Here is an 18,497-nt window from a genome sequence, read left to right as displayed (position 1 = left end):
ATCTTCCCTCTGGCCTATTCGGCCGCATTCATGCCGTCGACCACGACTTTAAGCTGAGCCACGCGCTCGGCAATCGGCGTGCGCGCCGCTTCCGGCCGGCTGACCCTTGCCAGAACTTCCTCTTTGGGACCGAACGCGATCATGCGGCCATCCTGCATCATCAACACGAAGTCGCAGACCGCCAGAACGCCGGACCGATGTGCGATGACAACGACAATGCCGCCGCGCGCCCGCACGCTCATGATCGCGGCACTCAGCGCTCGCTCGCCTTCTTCATCGAGATTGGAGTTCGGCTCGTCGAGCACGACGAGGAATGGTTCGCCGTACAGCGCTCTTGCAAGCGCGATACGCTGCCTCTGGCCGGCCGAAAGCGCGGCACCACCTTCTCCGATTTCGGTTTCGTAACCGTTCGGCAGACGAAGGATAAGATCGTGTACACGCGCCGCCCTCGCTGCGGCAACCACTGTCTCGGGCGACATCTCCTTCGCGAAGCGGCAGATATTCTGAGCAACGGTGCCCGAGAAAAGCTCCACATCCTGCGGGAGATACCCGATATGCCGGCCAAGTGCGTCGCCGTCCCACTGGTCGAGTGCCGCGCCATCAAGGCGAATGGATCCTCTGACGGTCGGCCAGATGCCCATCATCGCCCGCGCCAGCGACGACTTGCCCGAGGCACTGTAACCAATGACCCCAAGCGCGCTCCCTGCCCTTAAGCCGAAGCTGACATCGGAGATGACCAGGCGCTGACCCGCCGGCGGTCCGCTCGCCAGGCCCTCGACAGTGACTTGCTTGGTAGGAGCCGCGAGCGCGAGAGGGGCTGGAATCTCAGGAATGGTCTTCAGCAGGCTCGAAAGCCGCGCCCAACTCTGCTGAGCAGAAACGAATCCACGCCAATTTCCGATCGCCGCTTCGACAGGCGCCAGGGCGCGAGAGGTCAATATCGAGCCGGCGATGATAATTCCCGAAGAGGCCTGCCCTTGAATGACCAGGATTGCGCCGGTCGCGAGCGTTCCCGATTGCAAAGCAATACGGAAAATCTTCGACAAGGTCGCATATCCATTGCCGACGTCCGATGCCTGCCGGGTGATCGTCCGGTATTCGCTGTTCTTGCGGTCCCAGATTTCGGCCATCGTGCCTGCCATGCCCATGGCGTGAATGACCTCGGAGTTGCGGATCGAGGTCTGCGCGAAGGCATTCCGCATATTGGCGGAGTCAGACTGCTTTTTCGAGAGCGTCCGCGTTCCCTGATTGGTCATGAACGTCAGGATGGCGAGAACCAGCGATCCACCGATCGCGATATATCCGATCGCCGGATGGAACAGGAAGCAGATCACGATATAGAAAGGCAACCACGGCAGATCGAACATCGCTGTCGGGCCCATACCGGACAGGAAGGTTCTGATCTGGTCGAAGTCGCGCAACGGCTGAAGCCCGTCGCCGCCGATTTTGACCTTCAGCGGAGCCTTGATAAGTGCCCGGAACACACGTCCGTTCACCATCTCGTCAAGCGAACCGGCAACACGCACGAGCATCCTGCTTCGCAGAACCTCGAACGCTCCTTGAAAGGCGTAAAGCATCAACGCAAGTATTGCCAGGGCAGCCAGCGAGGGTATGCTTTTGCTGGGGATGACCCGGTCATACACCTCAAGCATAAAAAATGAACTTGTAAGATAGAGGATATTGATAAGCGCACTTGCTATTCCAATGAAAACAAGCCCCCCCTTGCATTTCCTCAAGGCTTTGGATGGCTCGCTCGCATCCGCTGTTGAACTCTGAAACACGAAGTAATCCCTCTCTTACCGCATAACCCACAGGCATACATGCCAGCGCACTGCAGCTACGGGTCCATCAAGCCCGATCAATAACACAGCCGCATCTGGCTTGTCGGCACCGGTGCCGATCTTCCGCTTGCAAGCTCACATCTATTATATGAATCCCACCGAAAAATGGCCAAGAAATTCCAATTTATAGCGCGCGCGATTTCAGGGGTTCTAACTTGACGCTACGCTAAATATACCGGCCCAAGCAAGTGAAAATCGCAAACCGCCCAATAACGGGCCAAAGGGATAGCCGTGCCGCGTGCTTAAACACGATGTTTACTCGGGCATTAACTATATATTCAGTCCATATTTTACTCTGAAGATGAACGGCTGAAATATTAAGTCAGCGACCATTCCCCGACTCGACCGCCGGCGAGCACTCATCATCGAGCTTTAATGTCGAGATAAAACGGCTGGCAAGGCGGCCCCGCCGACCCGTCCCGTCTGACTCAGACCAGCAGATGTGAGCCATGAAATGCATCCACGTTGATGGAGACGCTCAACGAGTCCGTATCGATGTGTGAAGCACCGTCGGAGATCTTGTACTGGAAGGATTCGCTGACGTTTCCGCTAATGCCGGCGAGTTTTGCCGCATCGACCGTATAGGTATAGTCGCCATCGCTGTCGACATGGATGACGCCGTATTTCCCGGTCAGCGTCAGCCCATGCTTGTCCACAGCACTGTCACCGAAGCGGCGGAGCAGCACGGTCCCGTTGGAGGCATTGTCGTTTGCGAGAAGATTGCCGTGATAGGCGCTGCCGGTGTCGGTCGAGATTTTCAGGTTGTCATGAACCGCGACGATTCTTGGCGTCGCAACCAGCGGCGCGGTATGCGTTTCCGTTGCGGGTGCCGGGGTAATTGTTTGCGGCTGCGCTGGTACTTCCACATGCTGCTCGACGACTGGCACGGTAGGCGTCTGCTCAATGTTGGATGACGTATTGCTGTTCGTGCTGCCAGCGGCGCCGTCAAGCTCGGCCTGCGCTTGTTCGAGCGTCTTGTTCTCGCCGATGGAGAACGTGTTCTGAGCAGCAATTGCGAGCGGCATCGTCAGCGTCGATACCAGGCTGTCGATGATATTGTCATGAAAAGAACCCGATGCGGACCTGTCAACCTTCAGCGCTGACGAGGACAGGTCGTCAAAGACATTGTCATGGATATCGATGTTCTCACGAACGTAGTTTGGATAGCCCGCTGCGCTAACCAGCACGCCATAAACGCCACCATGCACATAGTTTCCGCTGATGTCGTAGTTCTTCGCATCGCCCTGATCTCCAAGGCCGATACCGTAGGACCAGATATAGCCCCCGTATCCCGAGATGTCGTTGTCGTGGATGGCGATATTCGTGCCCGCCTGGGCACTCAACCCAAAGCCACCGCCGATGAGCGTGTTGCCATCGACCACGGCGTTTACAGCCCTGACCAATACGAGGACACCCTTGGCGCTATTGGTCTCCGTCTGCTCCAGATGATTGTCCTTGACCAGAATATTGCTGCTATCATTGAGCTGGATAGCGTCTGCCGCTGCACCCTGGCTGTTGGTGACGGTATTGTTCACGAGGGTGACACCGTTGACCTTGTCCATCCAGATGCCATCGGCATGCACCCCGGTCAGCTTGCTGTTCTCAATCGTAATGTTCTGGCTGCTTTGGAAGCTGATCGAGCCGGGCTTTCCAGCAAGGCCTGTATTTGTCACCTCGACGTTGCGAACCGTCCAGTTCGACACATTCCCTGCATATATCGCGTTGGCGCCGGTATCGGCGATCTTGATGTTCTCGATGACGATGTTCGAAGCCTTGGAACCGTGGATGCCGTCATTGCTGCTGTGAATGACCGGCGCATCGCCAACACCGTAACGGCCGATCGTGATCGGAGCGGCAACGCTGCCGGAGTATTTCAAATCGAACTGTTCGTTGAACACGCTTCCGGCAGCCAGGAGCACGCTATCGCCCGGATTGAGCTTGAGCGCCTCGACAGCGGAAAGCGTCGCGAAAGCCGCCTGCTCGCTCACTCCACTATTCTGATTGGATCCCGTTGCCGAATTTACATAGTAGACGGTCACGCCATGATCTCCCAAAGATACTGGAAAACCTTTTACCCGCGGACCTCTCTCTGCCTCCTAAAATGGAACACTAAAATGCGTTCTATCTCGCGATAATTCTTACCTTCGCTGCAAAATATCTTTCATTTCTCAGATATTTCGCATTGCAAAAAAAGTTGCACTGCACAATTATGAACAAGTTACCTGATATCGGCAGCGGCAATAAGATTATGTCCTAGAACACGCATCTTAATTTGTAAAAATTACACCTCGAAAGAGACATTACTTGATAAACACATGTTACAAGAGAACAACATCAGTTACTTCGCCGAAAAGCATGAGATAGAGCGGGCAACCAAACAAAACAGCGATATCACGCCATAGCCCGTAGTGATTACATCAAACATCTCATCTGCACATCAGAACCTCAACGTATTCTTATAAATTGCCGCTGAATAAACATTCTTCCCTCCTGAAGAAATATGAATTCATATCTCTCATTTGACAATTTCACGTATTATTAATGCAACAAACCCCAGGCGTTTCATTATCTTATGCGAGTTGCAGGTGTGTCATTATTGTACAATACAGCAGAAAATGTTCACTTGCTGTTAATTACGCCCTTGACTCTCTGTATTAAGATATCCTTAATCGGGCAGCTCGCTAAAGGTCAGAATTGACCTATCAAAGAACTATTCAAGGAGAGAACCGATGGCTGTTCACGCAACCGACGATAGTGCAACATTCCTGGAAACCGACGCCATTTCAGGAAATCTGCTTTCCAACGATTCATCCGATAACGGACACCTGTTCCTGCGCGCCTTCGACGGCGCGAGCGTTGGCGCCAAGAGCGGCAACAGCCAAATCACAGAGATCCAGGGCGACTACGGCACCTTCTTCGTCAAGCCCGATGGCAGCTACACCTATGTCTTGAGCGACGCTGCCAAGATCGGCTTCACCAATGGTGAATTGCTCCAGGAGAAGGTCTCGTACAAGATCTCAGACGGCAGCGGTCATACCGATTTCGGCCTGTTCACCCTGAACATCCAGGGCGTAACCCAGGTAAAGCCGATCGCGGTCGACGACCACTACAGCTTCACCGAAGGCGACGCCATCGGTGGGAACGCCCTGGACAACGATATTCCCGGCGACAATGGTAAGCTTTTCCTCCGTCAGTTCGACGGCAAGGCCGTAGATGGCAATCCGAGCGTAACGACCGACGTCGCCGGCACCTATGGCACGTTCCATGTTAAGGCGGATGGAACATTCACCTAKGATCTGGCAGCAGATATCGCTCCGGGCGATCACGTGACGGAAACGGTCCAGTACTACAAGATCTCCGACGGCCAAGGCCACACCGACGTCGGCGTTCTGACACTCAACATCACTGGCGCGGACGCAGACGTCTGATCATTCAATAACCAACTAAAAAGCAACGCCCGTCGCGCGGAGGACGGGCGTTGCTTTATATAAGTTGAGCCGCGTCACGAGAATGAGCGGTAGGTGCTCAACGGTCGGCAACCATTTACACCGCTTCGAGCTTTTTGCAATATTCGGAACGACCACCCCGGAACGCACGAATTATATGCAGTCCGGTGCCGTTTGAGCTTGGAACTGTCTCCAAACGCCTGCTTCGTTGATTTACTTGCTGCAACGCTGTCGGAACCGCGCCGTCGCAGCGTCTCCAACGCTCGCCCAGGTTCGATCGAAGATCGGACGAAGCTGCGGACTGATCTGTCTTATCGTGGCATTGACCCTGCAACGATCGCCCAGTTTCAGCATCGTCGTGAGATCGCTGTCAAGCGCGCTCTTTGCCGCGGCAAGTGTTGCATCGGTGAAATCATTCCAGAAGTAAAATCGCGTCAGGATCATCACCTGGTCGTAAGGCGCGAGCACGACCGAACGCTTCATCATCCCCGCAATCGCGACCGGTTCTTCCGCAATTGTCGACTGCACGGCCGCAAGACGAAGCCAAAAATTACTGTTCGTCGGCATACACGAAAGCGCATACCGTAGATACTGGCGCGCACTCGACGCCGCAGCCGCCCAGGCGTCGTAGTTGACGTTGACATTCTGCCGATCGAGTTGCGCCAGAACGAGGGTTACGCCAGCAGCCACAATGTCGGATCGGCAATAATGACCGTCAACGGCGTCGACACTACGCGACGCATATTTGGTCACGACATCGTCCGCGACGGTCTCTCCACGCTCGATTCTTTCGGCGACGATCGAGATGCTGGCCGTTCTTATCGAAGCGTACAGCTCTCGACCGGCCAGCACCACAAAGACAACGGTGACGATAACGAAAGCGATCCTTGTAACCGAAACGAACTGACCGCGGAACATCAGCTTTCGGTATAGTATCGCGAATAGCGCTTATAATAATACTCGCTCGAACCGAATGTCCGGTAAAGTTTCATCTGCGATGGGTCGACCTTGGTCAATATAGTACCGACGCATTTCGCATAGAGTTCCGGCTCGGACAGCAGGGTCGACTGCACGACCTTGCGCGATGTCTTTCCCCACTCGATAACGAAAACCACCGCATCGAGCTTCGAATTGATGGCGCGTGCATCCACAACCGGCGCCAAGGGGGGCAGGTCGACGATAATATAATCGAAGCTTTGACGCGCCGTTTGGAGAAGCTGATCCATGCCGCGTGACGCAAGCAGCTCCGACGAATGCGGAACACGATACCGTGCCACCGTCGGCAAAAATGCGAGCTTTGTTTTGGGATCGAGAAGGATCAGATCCTTGAGCGGACGGCTGTCGACAATCGCCTCGAGCAAGCCGGCCTCGGCATGGCGGCCAATCGCCCGGGTGGCACCGGGATTGCGCATGTCACCGTCGATAAGCAGGCAACGCGCACCCTGCATTGCCAGAAGCTTGGCAAAATTGATGGATGTCGTCGACTTCCCCTCGCCGGGCAAGCTCGACACGACGCCGATGACCTTGCAGCGCTGATCGGCAGCACTGAGGTCGATGGCAATCTTGGCGCTTCGAAGCGTCTCGGCAAATGCCGAGAGCGGATGCTCCTCGACATAGGTCGTGGTCTTTCCGCCCCTGGCGATGCTTCGCGGATTGCTGGGATCAACGAGCGTCGGATCGTCGACGTTATTTTCAATCAGTGGCATGACACCGAGAGACTCGACATCAAGCACGTCCCGGACATCATCGCCGGTGCGGAAGAACCGATCCCGGAATTCGCGGAAGGCCGCTATACCACTTCCGAATGCACATCCCAGGAACATCGCGAAAGCAACGACCAGAGCTCTCTTCGGAGCGCTCGGCTTCGTTGGCGTCTCCGCCGTCGTGATGATGCGCGCAGCCGTAATCGGAAAGCTCTGCTGTTGAATTGCTTCCTGATAGCGCGTCAAGAAGCTCTGATAGAGATTCTTATAGGTATCGCGCGTGCGCTCGAGTTCGCGAAGCTGCACCTGCGTTTCACCAGCCGTTGCAGCAACGCCCGTCGCCTGTGTGACACTGTCGCGCAAAGAATTTTCCCGAGATTTCGCGACCTGCAGCTCGCTTTGATAGCTCTCGGCGATGCGGTTCAACTCATCGAACATGAGCCTTTTATATTCTTCCATTTCCGCACGAAGCCGAACCGCCTGGACGTGATCGGGACCGAGCCGCGCCTCAATTTCAGTTTCGAGCTTGGAAGCCTCCAGATACTTCTTGCGCAGGTCGTTCGAAATGGAGCTATCGAGCACATCCGTGACGATCGCATCGGTCTGCTTGGCGTCGATGATCGACTTGACGCGCGCATATTTTGCCTCGGCCTTCGCCGTCTCGGCCTGCGCATTGATCAATTGGGTATTGATCTCGGAAAGCTGCTGATCGCTAATCAGCGTACCGGATCCAGCCTCGACAAGTCCATGCTCGCTGCGGAATTTTTGCACGGCCAGGTCAGTGTCCAGCGCCTGCTGCCGGAGCTCTTCGATACGCTCCTGTAGCCACTCGCCGGCCCGGCGTGTAGCCTCGTATTTCGAATTGAGCTTGTCGACCAGATAGACGTCGGCGATGGCAGCCGCGATATCACGCGCTAGATCCGGTGACTGCGAGGTATAGCTGACATCGAGAACATAGGATTTGCCAACGCGTTCGACGTCGATATTGCCTGCGACGGTCTCCGCCGCGCCTCGCCGCCTCATTTCCGGATCAGGTGCGACGGCTACGTCATCGGCAAACCACGACCGAAAATTCATGAAGGATTTCAACGTTGAGACAGAAAAAAGCGAGCTTTTCGGTCCCATGAACTCGGGATTGTCGACGAGTTTCAGCTTGTCGACGACGGCATAGGCGATGGTGTCGGACTTCAAAAGCTCGACCTGACTGAGGACAGTACCTTCGTCATCGTCCATCTGGCCGAAAGCCGCCAGCTGGTTGATCACCTGGCTATCGCTGCGGTCGATCAACACGCTTGTGTCGGCGGTGTAGACAGGCACCGAGGTCAGGACATACACAATGCCCAGAATGGCGAAGGCGAAACCGCACGCCGCAACCATCCGCCACTGTCGGCGGGCGATTGCGATGAGCTTGTCGAAATCGATGAAGTCAGCTTCGTTTCCCGTATCGCGGGAGGGGTCGATACGTGGCGTAAGTTTATCTGGCGATAGCAATTTCGATCTCCAACAAAGGCGTCAAGTGCTAAGATCTACGGGCAATTCCAGCTATTGTATGACCGGGACACTCTGACTCGTCGACTGCGTCGGATCGGTGGACGACTGCCCTCCCGCTCCTGTGCTGACGATCGTAGTCGTGGTCGTTGAACTATCTGCGCCGGCATTTGAAACCTTCAGCGTACCGGCGGTCGTCGCGCTGCCGTCAAACGGCGTACCGTCGTCTGCCCCAGGCCCCGTCTGGCCAATCGACCCATCATTGCCGATACCGGATGCGGCTGCTGCAGCACTTCCACCCGGACCAAGAGCTGCGGTTCCGCCTTCGGCGAGAACCTTCGCAAAGGCGGCAAGCAGCGGCGCGAGATTGGGATCGGCAATCGCGGCGTCGGCAACGGCTTTTTCGATCGCCAGCTTGAACTGCGGATCCGGCACCTGACAGCTGTTTGCGGCCCGCGCCAGACCGGAGCCGATAGCCGCCATCTGTGCGGCGCTAGCCTTCTTGGCCTGCTCGATCACCAGCGACAGCGCGTCATTGCTACTCCCGACCAGCGCGCGAACACGCGATGACAAAACCAACGGATCGGACATGTCGAGCAGAACGGCGGGATTAGCTGAAAATCCACTAATATCGCCGGAAGCCAGACTTGCCGGACCCAAGCAAGCTGCCGCAAAAGCGCTTGAATTCATGCCGGCAAACATCGCGACGACAATTCCGCTATACGCAAGCTTACGATAAACACCAGACCTTGCCATAACCATCGTCCTTCATCAAATCCGCTATATAGGCCGCCGTCATTGATCGTTCGCGATCGATGACAGCCCGCCTATTTCAATCAATTTCCAAGATCCTGGACCGCGTTACGGGTATCATTCGCATCGTCGGTCACGCCGGAAACAGTGGACGATACCGAGTTTACGATGTCAAGGAACTTGACCAATTCAACAGAGTCCGAATTGGAAATATAGATAATATCCTTGTCTTCCATCTTGAATTGCTGAACAGCAAACAAGGTTGCCGGATCGCGAAGATTGGCGCGGATGATCACCGGAACCGTTTCACCCGTAAACCTCGTCGCGTCCACGTGCATCGCTGCAACCGTTTTCTTGGGGACAAGGCGGTAGAGCAGGACCTGAGCCGGATCAGCGCGGTCGTCGCGCAGGCCGCCCGCCTTGGCGATTGCCTCTCCAAGGGTCAGGTCGGATTCTTCGAAATCGAAGCGGCCACTCGTGCCTGCGGCGCCGAGCATAAGATAGGTACGGCGCTCATGATCGATCGAGATCGTATCATCCGGTGCGACATAGATATTTTCGGCCGGGTTCTTCAACAGCGTCGTGTAGGCGACAGTTGCCGTCTTGCCGCGACGCTGCAGCGTCACATTCGTCTCGATATTGTTGGTCGTCAAACCGCCCGCGGCGGAAATGACATCGAGAACACGCTCACCGGCCGGGCTGATCTCGATGCGCTGGGGATTGTTGACATCACCGAGCACGGCAACCTGACTGGAGCGGCTCGTCGTCGTCGTAATAACCACCTGCGGCTCGATCGCGCGGCTCGCCAGGCGATCTTCGACGTCCTGCTCCACAGTCTCCTTGAGGCGACCGGCAGCCGGAACCCGACCTGCATAGGGAATTGTGATCGTCCCGTTTCTATCGATAGTCTGGCTCGGCAAAGAGATGTAATTACCCGGTCGACTACCGGCATCGGACGGAATGAAAAGACCGCCGGACTGAGCTTCGAAGATGGCGACCTCAACGACGTCACCGTAACCGAGCGGAATTTCAGGCGCCCCGCCTCGACCACCGCCAAACCCCTTGAAGGAGGTCGGCTGGGGAGCGGAAAAATACGACAGGACGTTCTTGCTGAGATCAATCAGGGCGTAGTCGATACCGACCCGACGCTCCTTCGTTGTCACTTTCACTGCTGCATCCCGATCAACATCTTTGTGATCGGGGCCGGATCTTGGCAACGATGTGCAGCTTGCCAATATAGTCGTTAGCGCTACAACAATGGCGACGCGTGTACTACCGATACGAGAACAACCCATAGAATACCCTGTGTTGACGCCCCTGACGCTACTGCTCCGCAATCTGACAAAATACAAGGCGATCCCCGATCAATAACACTGAAAGCCGATTAACATTCCCCTAACTGTGGCAGGCTGGCAACGCCGAGCCCTTTAGGAAGCGAAAACCGACTTCGGTCCGACTTTTCTGGCGTCGCAACAATCCGAAGGCTGCACCCGCTATAAAATTTCTTGGGTTTCAGAGTCAACCGTTCGCACCTGCACAATCGATCTTTTCCGAAAATCTTATTAAAATCCATCCATTTAAACTTTAAGTGGTTAACGGCCCCTCATATGCCATGTCCGCCTCTCCGTTGCTGCGCCCGAGGCTTATCGCGACAACCGCACTGAGGAAGGCGGAGTAAAACACCGCAAAACCCGGTATCTGCAGCGAAAAGTCGACCGCCGCATGAAGGGCGACCAAAACCGTCGCCGCCAGGCCAAGAAGAACATAGTGCCTCAGACGCCGTCTTTGGGCGAGCCCGCGCCAGAACACCCTGGCAAGCACCGAGAAGGTAAGGACCGCCGTAATCGGGAACAATATTCCGAGGCCCAGAAATCCTTCAAGATAGAAATTATGCGCGCGGTCGAAGACCCCGAAAATTCCGCAAGCCGGATCGCGGTAGGCGGAAAACACCGTCCGGAAGGTTCCGAGCCCCGTCCCCGTCCACCAGTGATCCGAAATGGCACGCCATATGCCAGGCAGAATGCAGAACCGATCATCATCCTCGAGCCGCCGCTCTTGCGCGCGCAAAATCGCCTGGCCTGCAAACACCGTCAGTAACACTACGACGAACCCAATCGCCGAGAGGAGCTTCAGCATCGAACGCCATCTTGGCGCCGGTCTCAGCTGACGTCTCGAGCCGTTCCAATTGATGACAAGCCATGGAAAATAGATGAGAGCGGCAACAAAGGTCGCAAAGATCCCGGCGCGCGAGCGGCTCAGCATCAGCGCGGTGAAGCATGCGCACAAGAGCAGGATATAGATCCACGATCTCAAGAGAAGCGCGTTTCGGCCCGGCTCGCCGGGCGGATAGTTCGAATAGGCTCGGGTAATGTCCCTGACCAGGGTCAGCATCAGCAGCGTTCCAAGCCCGAGGAAGGTCGCGGCGGTATTGCGGTTGACGAAGACCGCGGTCAGGCTGTCGAGGTAGGCGCGTTTCTCCACGACGATCAGGATGTTGGGAAACAGCAAAAACTGCAGCAGGCCGAAAACAGCGATGATGCCCGCGGTAAGCCCGAGCCCGGTGAGCACTTTCCGCGCGCGCTGATCGGTATCGCATAAGAGAAGCCCGGTCAGAAATGTGACGAAAGGCAGGGCGACCCAGAGGATCGACGCGAGCGTGTCGGCCGGTTCGACCGAGATCGCCGCGGACTGGGCACCTGCCAGGTCACGCGCGGCATTCCAGGCGGGATTCGCCAACCAATTGGCGGGCGGTTCGATGGTTTGGATGAACGCCCAGCCCGCCAGGACGACGAGTAGAAACAAAGCGATACTGAAAACCCATCTGCTTTGTCTCGGCTCTCCGAACAGCAGTCCCGAAATGATGGCGAGGGCAAACATCCCGATCGCGGCGAAGGCGAAGGGAAAGGGTGTAACGCTCCCGAACGGTATGAGCGTCAATATAACGAGGCCGATGAAGGCAAAAAGCAAAACCTCTCGCAAGACCCGCTTATTGATGAGGTTGGAGAACATGTGAATTCGTTTACCAGAGTAGACGGCGACCAAAGCCATTGCAACCAAAGAGATTAATTTACTCGTACTAACATAAGTTGAACATCAAGCACTTGCGTGCTAAAGTGTAACAGAATTCCACATCGTTTAAAATTGTCGCGAAAGGTTTAAGCCAATCGAGACAAGGCCCGGCTATGCTCCTTCCAAGCAGCAGAAACGGGACAGATATTCTGCGCCCAATACTTGGCAGATCATCAGATCGCCATGCCATTGACCGAGAAAAAAGGCAAGCCTGATCTCAATCGGTTGTCCTGACGGGGATTTAAGAGATGAAGAAAACATTCGTTACACTTCTGGCGCTGGCCCTTACAGCCGGCAATGCGTGCTCGGCGTTTGCCGCCGGTCCCGCAGGTTTTGCCCGCGGTCTGACCGGTAGTTCGGCGGTCAGCTATATCTCCGAAAAAGGCAAGATCATCCCACCCTTCGCCCAGGTATTGTTCTGCGCCCAGAACCCGGCCGAATGCCGTGACAACAATGGGCTCTCGGTCGTTGCGCTCACCGACGAGCAGATGCTGCAGCTGAAAAATGTGAACAGCACGGTCAATCGGACGATGATCGGGCGCAACGACTCCAGCAGCGAACTGAACGGCGACGTCTGGAAGGTGAATGTGCGCAGCGGCGACTGCGAAGATTTCGCATTAACCAAACGCAGCCGGCTGATCGCGATGGGCTGGTCGTCGCGCGCGTTGCGGATCGCGACGGCATATACGCCCTCCGGTGAAGGACATGCGGTCCTCGTCGTCAGAACCGACAAGGGCGATCTCGTCCTCGACAACAGGAAAAGCAGCATCAAGAACTGGCGCGATACCGATCTGCGCTGGGACAAGATTCAATCGGGGACAGACCCCTACGTCTGGTACCGGCTATAACGGCCGAGGCAGCGACATAGACTGATTGATCCTGTTTCCGGATTGAAGTCGAGCCTGCTCTGACGAGCCGCTCGACTTGTCATATCGCCCACACAAACCTATGTTTTGGCTATCGACGGGGCAGCGCGCGGCAAGCTGCGGTGCCCGGAGTTCGATTTTCGATGTGGGTTTCAGGCGATCTTCGGTATTGTCTTTTCGTCCAGATTAACTATGACGATCGTCATGCTGCGACGCAGCATGACGTTCTACTCTAATGATTTGAGGGAAATATGCGCATCACGATGATTGGATCAGGTTATGTCGGCCTCGTTTCAGGCGTTTGCTTTGCGGATTTCGGCCACGACGTCATCTGCGTCGACAAGGATCTGAGTAAGATCGAAGCCCTTCGCGAAGGCCGCATTCCGATCTACGAGCCGGGTCTGGAGCAATTGGTCGCTGAAAACACCAGCACCGGCCGGCTGTCATTTTCGACGGATGTCGGCGAAAGTGTCCGCAGCGCTGACGTCGTGTTCATCGCAGTCGGCACGCCCTCCAGGCGCGGCGACGGCCATGCGGATCTCTCCTATGTCTACGCCGCTGCGCGCGAGATTGCCACCTATGTGGAAGGCTTCACTGTTATCGTCACCAAGTCGACGGTACCGGTCGGCACAGGAGACGAAGTCGAGCGTATCATGCGCGAAACCAATCCCACGGCGGATGTCGCCGTCGTTTCCAATCCAGAATTCCTCCGCGAAGGCGCCGCCATCGAGGATTTCAAGCGTCCTGACCGTATCGTCGTCGGGCTGAACGACGACCGGGCACGCGAAACCATGACCGAGGTCTATCGCCCGCTTTACCTCAACCAGGCACCCCTGGTCTTCACCACCCGCCGCACCTCGGAACTGATCAAATATGCGGCCAATGCGTTTCTCGCGATGAAGATCACCTTCATCAACGAGATCGCCGATCTGTGCGAACGGGTCGACGCAAACGTCCAGGACGTTTCGCGCGGGATCGGTCTCGATGGCCGTATCGGCTCCAAGTTCCTGCATGCCGGGCCGGGTTACGGCGGTTCGTGCTTCCCCAAAGATACGCTTGCTCTTGCCAAGACGGCGCAGGATTACGATGCGCCGATGCGTCTCATCGAGACGACCATCTCGATCAATGACAACCGCAAGCGGGCGATGGGACGCAAAGTCATTTCGGCCGTCGGCGGAGACATTCGCGGCAAGAAGATCGCGATCCTTGGGCTGACCTTCAAGCCGAACACCGATGACATGCGCGACAGCCCGGCCATCGCAGTCATCCAGACCCTGCAGGACAACGGCGCGCAAGTGGTCGGCTACGATCCCGAGGGCATGGAAAACGCCCGCAAGGTGATCGAGAACATCGAATATGCGAGCGGACCCTACGAAGCGGCGGCTGGTGCGGATGCGCTTGTCATCGTCACCGAATGGAACCAGTTCCGCGCGCTCGATTTCAACCGCCTGAAGCAGTCGATGCGCGCTCCGATCCTGGTCGATCTGCGCAATATCTACCGCAGCGACGAGGTCCGGAAGTACGGGTTTACCTATACTGGCATCGGCACCAATCTCTATCAGGATGTGACCAACACCTGAAATAGCCTGCTGAAGAGCTGATCTTCCTGACGCCGCGGAACACAATCCGCGGCGTTTGGTTTTACAGCACCGTCGTCTTTCAGACGCGCAAAGGACGCACTAACTCTTTCAATCCTCGCATCCTGCTCCCCGAAAATCGATTCCGATTTTTGGGAAGCAGGTCGCTAGAGGATCCCGACCCGTGTTCCCTTTATCGTCAGCACGGTCAGCCGGCCCGTCGCCGAAACCGCAGTGTCGATACCGATCCGTTGCGGCCCGAATGTCGGGGTTCGCGCCGGAGTATGCCCGTGGATCACGAGGACAGGAAGCTGCGGTCCTTCATCCAGGAAGGGCTGACGGATCCACATGAGGTCGCTGTCTTTCTGCTTTTTGAGGTCGATGCCCGGCTTGATGCCCGCATGAACAAAGAGGACCCTTCCTATCCGCAGCATGATCGGCAGCGATTCCAGGAATTGGATATGTCGTTCGGGTATCATGTTGCGAATGACGCGGGCAATTGTTTCGTTTCCAGCCGCCGACTGCAGCAGATGCTCGATATCGATACCGTATGAGTGCAGCGTCTCCGGTCCGGCAAAGCCGAGCCATTCGAGAATGCGCGCCGGTTTGCGATAGAGCTTCACCAGCTCCGCGTCGTGATTGCCGCACAGGACGAAACGTTGAAATCCCGGCGGCGGGGTCTTGCTCAGGAACTCCAGCACCGCGCTCGAATCAGGCCCGCGATCGACATAATCGCCGAGCATGACGATGAGTTTCGGTCCCGGAATGCGCGCGGCGTCCTCCTCGATGCGGCGTTGCGCCTTGACGAGCTCATTATAACATCCGTGAACATCGCTCATCGCGTAGACCGCAGCGAATTCGCCTTCGGCAAACGTCAACCGAGCGCGTCCTTTGCGGTTGCCAGCCAGTATCGGTATCTGTTGTCGCCACGGCCCTAGATAGTTAAACATGTAACCCATTTATGAGACCCGACCGAATGGTGGGTTGTCTGAAATAATCCATCTCTTATCCATCGCTGCAACGGCATGAGGCTCAGTATTCCATAAGAAGTTGGCCTGATCGCGGCCCCACCGAAGTTGTAACCGGAACCACCACATTGGTGGCGACATAGTTCTTCGCCATTTGCTGCGCCGCTTGCGCCACGTTCGCCTGGCCGGTCGCCACCGAACGCTGCGCATCCAGCACATCAAGCAAGGATGATTGTCCATCCTTGTAGCTCCCGATTGAAAGCGCAAGAGTCTCCTGCGTGGTCTTCACCTGAGCGCGCTGCGCCTGAACGGTTTGTGTGTCGCGGTGAACGGACGACAATGCCTTCTCGACCTCTTCGATGGCGGTCAGAACGCTTTGCTGCCACGCGAGATACTGCATCTTCGAATCGGATCTAGTAATCTCCACATTCGCGCGCAGCCGTCCGCCATTGAAAATCGGCAGGGTGGCCCGAACGACCAGGTGGGCAGGGCCGCTCACGCAACTCGCCAACGAAAGTAAGCCGACTGTCGCGAGAAACGGCCATTTGTAATCATTCATACTTGGGAGTGCTGCGGTTAATATTACGCTATAATTTGCTATATGATGGTTAATCCGGCGTTAAACCGGCGATTATTGCGTTTCTCGCGACTTTATCGGCCAATATTCCCCAAATGGAGGAGGCGCAGGCATCGAATATCCACAGGCAAGGCGTCCGAAAAAGCTGTAAAAATCAACTATAACGAGAGCCATCAGGAAAAAATAAACGTTAAAGAAGATCATGCTTGACGCCCCCGCGGCGCAGCATAATGATGGCGCGTTGCGAGTGTGAATGACATTTCTTGATCAGGAATCTCAGATCCAAAACTGCGGGGTGCAAAGTGGAAACTGCGGTTGATTCGAAACTTATCGAGGCGATCACCTACGACGAAGACAGCCGGCATCTACGGGTCTATCTGACCAATGGTCAGAGGCGAGAATATGAAGGCGTTCCCAAGGGCGTCGTCGTCGGGTTGACGATGGCGGAATCACCGGGAAATTTCTACATGAAGGCAATCAGGGGCAAATATCCTCCTCGCCCCTAATGTCCTATCGATCACGACGATAGGATCCTTGTTCCAGCAAAGATGCGGGACCGGCATTCCCGGTCCCGCAATCGTTTTCCCGCCGAGCGGCGGTGCACGCGTCAATAACCGCCGAGGAAATCGCGAACCGCATCGATCTCGAGCGGCGCAATCTCGTGACCGCCGGGATGCCAGACCGTTCTGACCTCCGCCCCTCGGTGTTTCAGATGTTCGGACAGCGCCTCGGTCATGGAAACAGGCGCGATCGGGTCTCGCTGCCCGGCCGTCATCAGCACCTTTCTTCCCGCCAGCGTCGACTGGGCTTCGGGTTGAAACGGAATGAGCGGGTGCATCAGAACCGCGGCATCGAAGATACCCTTCTCGATCAGCACATTGGCAAGAATGTTTGCGCCATTCGAAAAACCCAGGCCGAGAATATCGGAAGCCTGGTACTCGTCCGCGAATGCCTTAACGTAGGCCGCCATCTTCTCCGTCGCCCGGGAAAGGTCCGCCATGTCGTAGACCCCCTCCCCGGTGCGGCGGAAGAACCGCGCCGCGCCATGTTCAGAAACGTCGCCGCGCGGCGAGAGAATCGTCGCTTCGGGCAGCAGGCGCCGACCGAAGTCGAAAAACTGGTTCTCGTCGCCACCGGTGCCGTGCAGCAGCAGCAGGATGGGTTTATCAGGTGCGCCGGCATGCAGCCGGTGCACATATCCAGTTTCGGTCATATCGCCTCTCCCTATGCTTCGAGCGGCTGCAGGTGCTGCTCGAGCAGCGCGCGAAGATGGGCGTGCTGCTGCGGCAATTTCAGTGCTTCGCCGAGATGGGCCGTATCCTCGTCACGGTCGAAGCCGGGCTCATTGGTCGCGACCTCGAACAGCACGCCGCCCGGCGTGCGGAAATAGATCGCCCAGAAATAATCGCGGTCGATCACCGGCGTGACCTGATAGCCGGTGTCCATCAGCGCCTTGCGCACTTCGAGCTGCTTCTCGCGGTTTTCGACGGCAAAGGCGACATGGTGGACCGAGCCGGCGCCGGGAAGCGCGCGGGCAATGTTCGGCATGGTCTCGAGATCGATGCGATGCGCCCCATTGCCGGAGGGCATGATCAGCCGCTTGACGCCGTCCCTTTCCTCGGCAACTTCATAGCCCATGAACTTCAGGAGTTCGGCCGTGGCGCCCTCGTCCCTCAGCCGCATGGCGACGGAGTGGAAGCCGCGAATGGCATGGTCCTCGCTGATGCCGCCATGTGTCCAGGCCTGACGGGCGTCATCCTTGACCTCGACGAGCGCAAAGCCGTCGCCATCGGGCCCGGAGAAGTCCAGCCGCTTTTCGCCGAAACTTTCCTCGGCCTTCAGGCCGCCGACACCAAGCGTGGCAAACCGATCGCTCCAGAAGCCGATCGAGCCCTGTGGAACGGAAAACACCGTCGTGCCGACTTCGCCGGTACCGGGGCGGCCCTGCGCCATCTTCGGGAACGGGAAATAGGTCATGACCGTGCCGGGGGCACCGGTCTCGTCACCATAATAGAGGTGATAGACATCAGGCGCGTCGAAGTTCACAGTCTTCTTGACGCGGCGCAGGCCGAGCGCATTGGTGAAAAACTGGTTGTTGGTGCGGGCGTCCTCCGCCATTGACGTGACGTGGTGCAGACCCTTGATCTGATCGAGCATATGAAACCCCTTTCATGCCCGCCGTTGCGGGCTTTCGATGAGGCTAAGATGC

14 protein-coding genes and 1 pseudogene are annotated in these 18,497 nt (G+C 56.6%); 4 read left to right on the top strand and 11 right to left on the bottom strand.

Features of this window, described 5'->3' with window-relative positions:
- Positions 1-14 precede the first annotated feature (14 nt).
- Positions 15-1,781, bottom strand: a complete 1,767-nt coding sequence (locus tag AC1D2N_RS00990; RefSeq protein ID WP_130729368.1) for a type I secretion system permease/ATPase — start codon at positions 1,779-1,781, stop codon at positions 15-17.
- 488 nt (positions 1,782-2,269) lie between these two features.
- Positions 2,270-3,880, bottom strand: a complete 1,611-nt coding sequence (locus tag AC1D2N_RS00985; RefSeq protein WP_130729369.1) for a right-handed parallel beta-helix repeat-containing protein — start codon at positions 3,878-3,880, stop codon at positions 2,270-2,272.
- 690 nt (positions 3,881-4,570) lie between these two features.
- Here AC1D2N_RS00985 and rapA2 point away from each other — a divergent pair.
- The gene (rapA2, locus tag AC1D2N_RS00980) at positions 4,571-5,269 is read left to right on the top strand and encodes a calcium-binding lectin RapA2 (protein ID WP_477980588.1); all 699 of its coding nucleotides are present in this window, start codon (positions 4,571-4,573) and stop codon (positions 5,267-5,269) included.
- A gap of 231 nt (positions 5,270-5,500) precedes the next feature.
- Here rapA2 and AC1D2N_RS00975 read toward each other — a convergent pair whose 3' ends face one another.
- The 5 genes from AC1D2N_RS00975 to AC1D2N_RS00955 all read right to left on the bottom strand — a co-directional run bounded on the left by AC1D2N_RS00975 (position 5,501) and on the right by AC1D2N_RS00955 (position 12,240).
- Positions 5,501-6,205: a hypothetical protein gene (locus AC1D2N_RS00975; protein ID WP_130729371.1), complete on the bottom strand. Its 705-nt coding sequence runs from the start codon at positions 6,203-6,205 to the stop codon at positions 5,501-5,503.
- Positions 6,205-8,481 (bottom strand): polysaccharide biosynthesis tyrosine autokinase, encoded by a 2,277-nt coding sequence (locus AC1D2N_RS00970; RefSeq protein WP_130729372.1) that lies wholly within the window; start codon positions 8,479-8,481, stop codon positions 6,205-6,207. The genes AC1D2N_RS00975 and AC1D2N_RS00970 overlap by 1 nt, the downstream gene beginning before the upstream one ends.
- Positions 8,482-8,532: 51 nt before the next feature.
- Complete coding sequence (locus AC1D2N_RS00965) at positions 8,533-9,240, bottom strand: sugar transporter (protein ID WP_105007098.1); 708 nt, start codon at positions 9,238-9,240, stop codon at positions 8,533-8,535.
- A gap of 74 nt (positions 9,241-9,314) precedes the next feature.
- Positions 9,315-10,526, bottom strand: coding sequence for a polysaccharide biosynthesis/export family protein (locus tag AC1D2N_RS00960; protein WP_105007099.1), 1,212 nt, complete (start codon positions 10,524-10,526; stop codon positions 9,315-9,317).
- Between the two features lie 289 nt (positions 10,527-10,815).
- Positions 10,816-12,240, bottom strand: coding sequence for an O-antigen ligase family protein (locus AC1D2N_RS00955; protein ID WP_130729374.1), 1,425 nt, complete (start codon positions 12,238-12,240; stop codon positions 10,816-10,818).
- Positions 12,241-12,548: 308 nt separating this feature from the next.
- On the opposite strand from AC1D2N_RS00955, the gene AC1D2N_RS00950 reads away from it, so the two are divergent.
- Positions 12,549-13,148, top strand: coding sequence for a transglutaminase-like cysteine peptidase (locus AC1D2N_RS00950; RefSeq protein WP_130729375.1), 600 nt, complete (start codon positions 12,549-12,551; stop codon positions 13,146-13,148).
- Positions 13,149-13,417: 269 nt separating this feature from the next.
- Positions 13,418-14,746 carry a UDP-glucose dehydrogenase family protein gene (locus AC1D2N_RS00945; RefSeq protein WP_018243223.1) on the top strand — a complete coding sequence of 443 codons (1,329 nt, stop codon included), beginning with the start codon at positions 13,418-13,420 and terminating at the stop codon, positions 14,744-14,746.
- Positions 14,747-14,910: 164 nt separating this feature from the next.
- Here AC1D2N_RS00945 and AC1D2N_RS00940 read toward each other — a convergent pair whose 3' ends face one another.
- Positions 14,911-15,702: a metallophosphoesterase family protein gene (locus AC1D2N_RS00940; RefSeq protein WP_018243224.1), complete on the bottom strand. Its 792-nt coding sequence runs from the start codon at positions 15,700-15,702 to the stop codon at positions 14,911-14,913.
- A 73-nt stretch (positions 15,703-15,775) separates the two neighbouring features.
- Positions 15,776-16,174, bottom strand: a pseudogene (locus tag AC1D2N_RS00935) (TolC family protein); the annotation flags it as partial.
- Positions 16,175-16,551: 377 nt separating this feature from the next.
- On the opposite strand from AC1D2N_RS00935, the gene AC1D2N_RS00930 reads away from it, so the two are divergent.
- Complete coding sequence (locus tag AC1D2N_RS00930; protein WP_012758625.1) at positions 16,552-16,794, top strand: KTSC domain-containing protein; 243 nt, start codon at positions 16,552-16,554, stop codon at positions 16,792-16,794.
- Positions 16,795-16,895: 101 nt separating this feature from the next.
- On the opposite strand, the gene AC1D2N_RS00925 is transcribed toward AC1D2N_RS00930, so the two are convergent.
- Together AC1D2N_RS00925 and AC1D2N_RS00920 are read right to left on the bottom strand one after the other, a co-directional pair.
- Positions 16,896-17,501, bottom strand: coding sequence for an alpha/beta hydrolase (locus tag AC1D2N_RS00925; protein WP_130729376.1), 606 nt, complete (start codon positions 17,499-17,501; stop codon positions 16,896-16,898).
- A gap of 11 nt (positions 17,502-17,512) precedes the next feature.
- Entirely contained in the window at positions 17,513-18,445 is a 933-nt protein-coding gene (locus tag AC1D2N_RS00920) for a VOC family protein (protein WP_130729377.1), read from the bottom strand.
- Positions 18,446-18,497: the final 52 nt, after the last annotated feature.

This window comes from Rhizobium sp. P1_B8, from assembly GCF_056406515.1.
The sequence above is the reverse complement of the archived record's forward strand: the minus strand, read 5'-3'. Positions and strand labels throughout refer to the sequence as shown.

Excerpts from the sequence above, each read along its gene's own strand:
- AC1D2N_RS00960 (WP_105007099.1), bottom strand. The coding sequence starts at position 10,526 with ATGGGTTGTTCTCGTATCGGTAGTACACGCGTCGCCATTGTTGTAGCG.
- AC1D2N_RS00975 (WP_130729371.1), bottom strand. The coding sequence starts at position 6,205 with ATGTTCCGCGGTCAGTTCGTTTCGGTTACAAGGATCGCTTTCGTTATC.
- AC1D2N_RS00920 (WP_130729377.1), bottom strand. The coding sequence starts at position 18,445 with ATGCTCGATCAGATCAAGGGTCTGCACCACGTCACGTCAATGGCGGAG.
- AC1D2N_RS00940 (WP_018243224.1), bottom strand. The coding sequence starts at position 15,702 with ATGGGTTACATGTTTAACTATCTAGGGCCGTGGCGACAACAGATACCG.
- AC1D2N_RS00965 (WP_105007098.1), bottom strand. The coding sequence starts at position 9,240 with ATGGTTATGGCAAGGTCTGGTGTTTATCGTAAGCTTGCGTATAGCGGA.
- AC1D2N_RS00955 (WP_130729374.1), bottom strand. The coding sequence starts at position 12,240 with ATGTTCTCCAACCTCATCAATAAGCGGGTCTTGCGAGAGGTTTTGCTT.
- AC1D2N_RS00945 (WP_018243223.1), top strand. The coding sequence starts at position 13,418 with ATGCGCATCACGATGATTGGATCAGGTTATGTCGGCCTCGTTTCAGGC.
- AC1D2N_RS00925 (WP_130729376.1), bottom strand. The coding sequence starts at position 17,501 with ATGACCGAAACTGGATATGTGCACCGGCTGCATGCCGGCGCACCTGAT.
- AC1D2N_RS00950 (WP_130729375.1), top strand. The coding sequence starts at position 12,549 with ATGAAGAAAACATTCGTTACACTTCTGGCGCTGGCCCTTACAGCCGGC.